This window comes from Acidithiobacillus albertensis (genome assembly GCF_001931655.1).
Lineage (GTDB): Bacteria > Pseudomonadota > Gammaproteobacteria > Acidithiobacillales > Acidithiobacillaceae > Acidithiobacillus > Acidithiobacillus thiooxidans.
In genome coordinates this window covers 1-3,922 of sequence record NZ_MOAD01000081.1, presented here as the reverse complement: position 1 = coordinate 3,922, position 3,922 = coordinate 1, and the positions used below count along the sequence as shown (strand labels likewise).

Annotated in this window: 4 protein-coding genes; 3 read left to right on the top strand and 1 reads right to left on the bottom strand. The window is 51.7% G+C overall.

The window, feature by feature from the left end; translation table 11 throughout:
- Window positions 1-543, top strand: a 543-nt coding sequence (locus BLW97_RS18095) for an IS630 family transposase (RefSeq protein ID WP_143214991.1), incomplete at its 5' end; no start/stop codon positions are given.
- Window positions 540-1,802, top strand: a complete 1,263-nt coding sequence (locus BLW97_RS18090; protein WP_242947876.1) for a cellulase family glycosylhydrolase — start codon at window positions 540-542, stop codon at window positions 1,800-1,802. The genes BLW97_RS18095 and BLW97_RS18090, both read left to right, overlap by 4 nt.
- 577 nt (window positions 1,803-2,379) lie before the next feature.
- Here BLW97_RS18090 and BLW97_RS18085 read toward each other — a convergent pair.
- On the bottom strand, window positions 2,380-3,051 hold the full coding sequence (locus BLW97_RS18085) for a hypothetical protein (protein ID WP_075324170.1): 672 nt from the start codon (window positions 3,049-3,051) through the stop codon (window positions 2,380-2,382).
- A gap of 536 nt (window positions 3,052-3,587) precedes the next feature.
- Here BLW97_RS18085 and BLW97_RS18805 point away from each other — a divergent pair.
- Window positions 3,588-3,836, top strand: coding sequence for a hypothetical protein (locus BLW97_RS18805; RefSeq protein WP_077218551.1), 249 nt, complete (start codon window positions 3,588-3,590; stop codon window positions 3,834-3,836).
- The last annotated feature ends 86 nt before the right edge of the window (window positions 3,837-3,922 follow it).

Sequence of the window (3,922 nt, the reverse complement as noted above, 5' to 3'; positions counted from 1 at the left end):
CAGGATTATCCCCGCCTGCGCGCGCAAGCGGCCCAAGAGGGAGCGGTGATTTATTGGGGGGACGAGACGGCCGTCAAGGAAGATGCCCATTGGGTGCGCGGGTATGCGCCTCGGGGACAAACGCTGGTATTGGCGGTTCCCGCCCGATGGGCCACGCTCTCCATGATCTCGGCGATTTCTCCGCAGGGCAAAGTCGCTTTCCAGATTGTCGAAGGCAGCATTGATGCGGAGCGTTTCATCACTTTTCTCACCGCCTTGATTCAGGACGCGCCCCAGAAAATCTATCTGGTCGTCGATAATCTGCGGGTGCATCATGCCAAAGTGGTAACGGCTTGGCTGGCAGATAAAAAAGACCGCAATGAGCTGGCTTTTCTGCCGCCCTATGCGCCAGAATCCAACCCCGACGAATACCTGAATCGGGATTTCAAAACTGCTCTGCGCACAGGTGCAGTCAGTACGTACAAAAACTCTTTAGTAAAAATGCGGGGACGAGAGACGACACTCGCATATGTACCCATGTCGGAGGCAACTGAACTCAAATGAAACAATCGCTGCGTATCCCCCTTGCTGCTGCACTCCCGGCGGTAGTTCTTGCGTGTATCGCGTGCGTGAGCAATCAGGCTCTGGCCAGTACCACGCCTGCGCAAACCCCCGCTCCGTCTGCTGCGACTTCAGGAGTGGCCGTCGTGGACGGACGGTTAGTCGTGGCTGGAACCAATCAATTATTTATACCGCGAGGATTCACCTCGGCATCCTTGGCCTATCCCACGCAGTATGCTGCCACTTTATGTAGTAGCCATTTTCGTGCCTCTCTCGCAGCAGCTAATCTTCAGGAAGCGCAGGCCGCCATGACGGCAACAGCAATGCCTGGTATCGGTTATAACGCGTCCTTGCAAGCAATGGTAAAGGACTGGCACGCCAATACGGTACGCTTCAACCTCAGCCAGGGAGCACTCCAGTACGAATATACCCATGGGCTTTCTGCCTACACTGACATGGTGCGCAACGTGATTGAACAGGCGCGAAGCGCCGGCCTTATTGTTATCTTGTGTATGCAAACCGAGCGATACAGTTGTACGCCTTATGAGGATGGAGGACTCCAGAAGCTGCCAGATATCCGGACCGAACAAGCCTGGAAACAACTCCTGGATTCGCGGTTGACGCATGATAAGGGGGTGATACTGGAAGTCTTTAATGAGCCTTCAACGACTCGCGCATGCGCTGACGGTACCTTCAGGCATCCTGACTGGAAATCCTGGGCGCATGGCTGTGGCAGAGAGCCCGATCAGGGCATGCTCACGGTGGGGAGATGGCTGCGTCAGCAAGCTCCAGAAAATGTCCTTCTTTTCATGGGTGACGGTGTGGATTTTGGCTTCTCCGGCTTCACTGTGCCGCATGGAATGCCGCCTAACTCAGCCTACAGCGTGCATCCCTATCAATATGTGGTGCGCGGAAATCTAACCGACAGTATCCACTTATGGAATACACGGTTTGGAAATCTGGCAGCCAGTGGTCACGCCGTCATCGCTACAGAATGGGACGAGGGCCTCAAACATTGTCCGAATGATCCGAATCAGACCATCACCCGATACTTTATTCAGCGATATCTCCCAGCGCATGCTATTGGGATAACCGTTTACGGATGGGATGCCCCTGTTCAAGCGCCTGGTTATATTGTCAACAGCTACAACTACCCCGGAAATACGGCCACGTATCAATTTGTAGATCCTAATGCTGATGGATGTGGCCATGACGCAGGGAGGATCCTACAAAAGACATTCCGCGCTGAAGCTGTCCAGTGATGATTTCCAATGAAAAGCAGAACAGATGACGTTCCATCCGATAATAATAAAAACTGATCCACCTGTAATTCACGCCCCGGATCATGGGTGTCGACAATGTTCAGCCCATGGGCTACGTGTCGATTCGACACCGAAACCACCACTCCGTCCCAAGGAATATTCAAAGTTATCGAAAGGCCGCCGTTCGAAATGGTGACGTCCTTTCCTTTCGGCCCAGGTCGAAAATAACTCCCGTAAGCCTCGGCCGGAATGCCCGCAAATATCCAGATCACACAAGCAATCAACAAGCACGCCTTACTTATACCTCATGCTCAAATAGGCACTCCTTTTGCTCGACTTTTCAAGTAGGTATTGATTTCCGCCGAGATATAGTCCTGAAATTCATTGTGGTTTGGTCTTTTCATATATGTATGACTTGAGAGTCATAGTCTATTACGGTACATGGGCTTTTTCAGAAATTAAAAGATGCCTTGTTACTTTTCAGTAAAATCACTGACTCATGAAGACATCAACCCAGAGCACAGTTCGCTGTCTCTGGGTTGATGTATGCTTCAGACCATCCTGCCCGCATTATGCCTTAAAACTGCATACCCAAGCCCACATCGCCGCGAAGAATATTCGGCGCGCCTCGCTGTGTAAAATCATCATCATGTAATCCGACGTACAGGGAGACATTGGCCATTAGGGGATAATAGGCGTTCACCCCCATTTGTAGAAGGTCTGAAGTGCGATTGAACGTGGTTGGTGCGAATCCAGAGAGATGCTGGGTTTCCGAAATACCGCCAAGGTATCCGACATATCCGGTGAAATTGACGCCTGGCAGAGATGCTGCCGCATAAAGACCACCACCCAGACCGTTGGTGCTCAGCGAAGAGTGGTAACCATAATAGCCATTGGACTGCGCAAAGCGGTTATACTCATAGCCGACATAAGGCCCGACAGCTAAGATATTGCTGGCGTTGAAAAGATAGCCGAGCTTGAGCCCAATGGTGTTGGTATTGCCACCGGTGTAACCCTGGTAGGTAGCCCCGAACTCATGGCGGTATTTCGCCGTGCCGAACAATCCACCATTGTAAAGGCTGGCCCGTAGACCGAGTCCACCGTTGGTGTTCCCATACCGATTGGTGGCCCCTTGTACATTGCCGGAAACACCAACCTGATTCATGACGCCATATACGGACGCTTCTGCGCCCAGGGGTAATGCCAGTGCGAGGGTCAATGCGGTAAGCCATATTTTTTTCTGAATCATCGGAACACTCCTGTTGGTTGAGTCAAAAAACAGCCGGAAAGTGATGGCAGGACTTTTGAAGTCACACCGTTACGATCAAGCCACTCGGGATAGACAAGAAGTAGACAAACTCCCTGTCGAGTCCAGAGACTAAGACAGCAGAATTTATGTCAAAGGTTCCCGTGGGATAGATTTTCATGTAATCAGTGGCCTGCGCCGTCTGCTCAAGAAATGGTGCGACTAGATGGCCCTTTCTTGATCAGATCTGTTGTACTTTAGCGACAATATGGCGCTATAGTGTCCCTGTTGTATGCCCTTACCATAAAAACGGATCCCTTCTCTTCTGGAATCGGGCACGGCTCAGTATGTCGCTTCTGTCGCAAGATCTTTCCGCTGTACTGGAACGCTTATTGCTTTATCAATATTGGAAAGCGCTACACAAGTCCGAAAAACGCGACCGCAAAGCGGAAAGGAGGTATGCACATTTTTTATACCGTAACCCCTGAGCCATTTGTTCGGGGAAAGATAAAAAACCGATCTTCCTACAGGAGAACCGTATGTTCCATGAAATGGAGTCACTGAAGCGCCGTAAAGTCTGGCAACCAGCTTTACGTGTAGCGACCTTGTTCGGCACCTTGATGGCGTTGGCGGGATGTTATGCCTATCCCCCTGGACCGCCTCCAGGCCCTGGCGGATATTATGCGCATCCTGCACCGCCCCCACCTCCACCGCCGCCCGGAGGGCCAGCGGGTCCCGGGGCTTATTACCAGCAACCCGGGCCGCCGCCCCCCCCACCACCTCCGTGAAGGATTTTATGGGCGCGTATGTCTTGTAAAAGTCAGACAATTTTTCTGTAAACAGGTCTAAAAAAAGCCCCATTTTTCTGAAATGG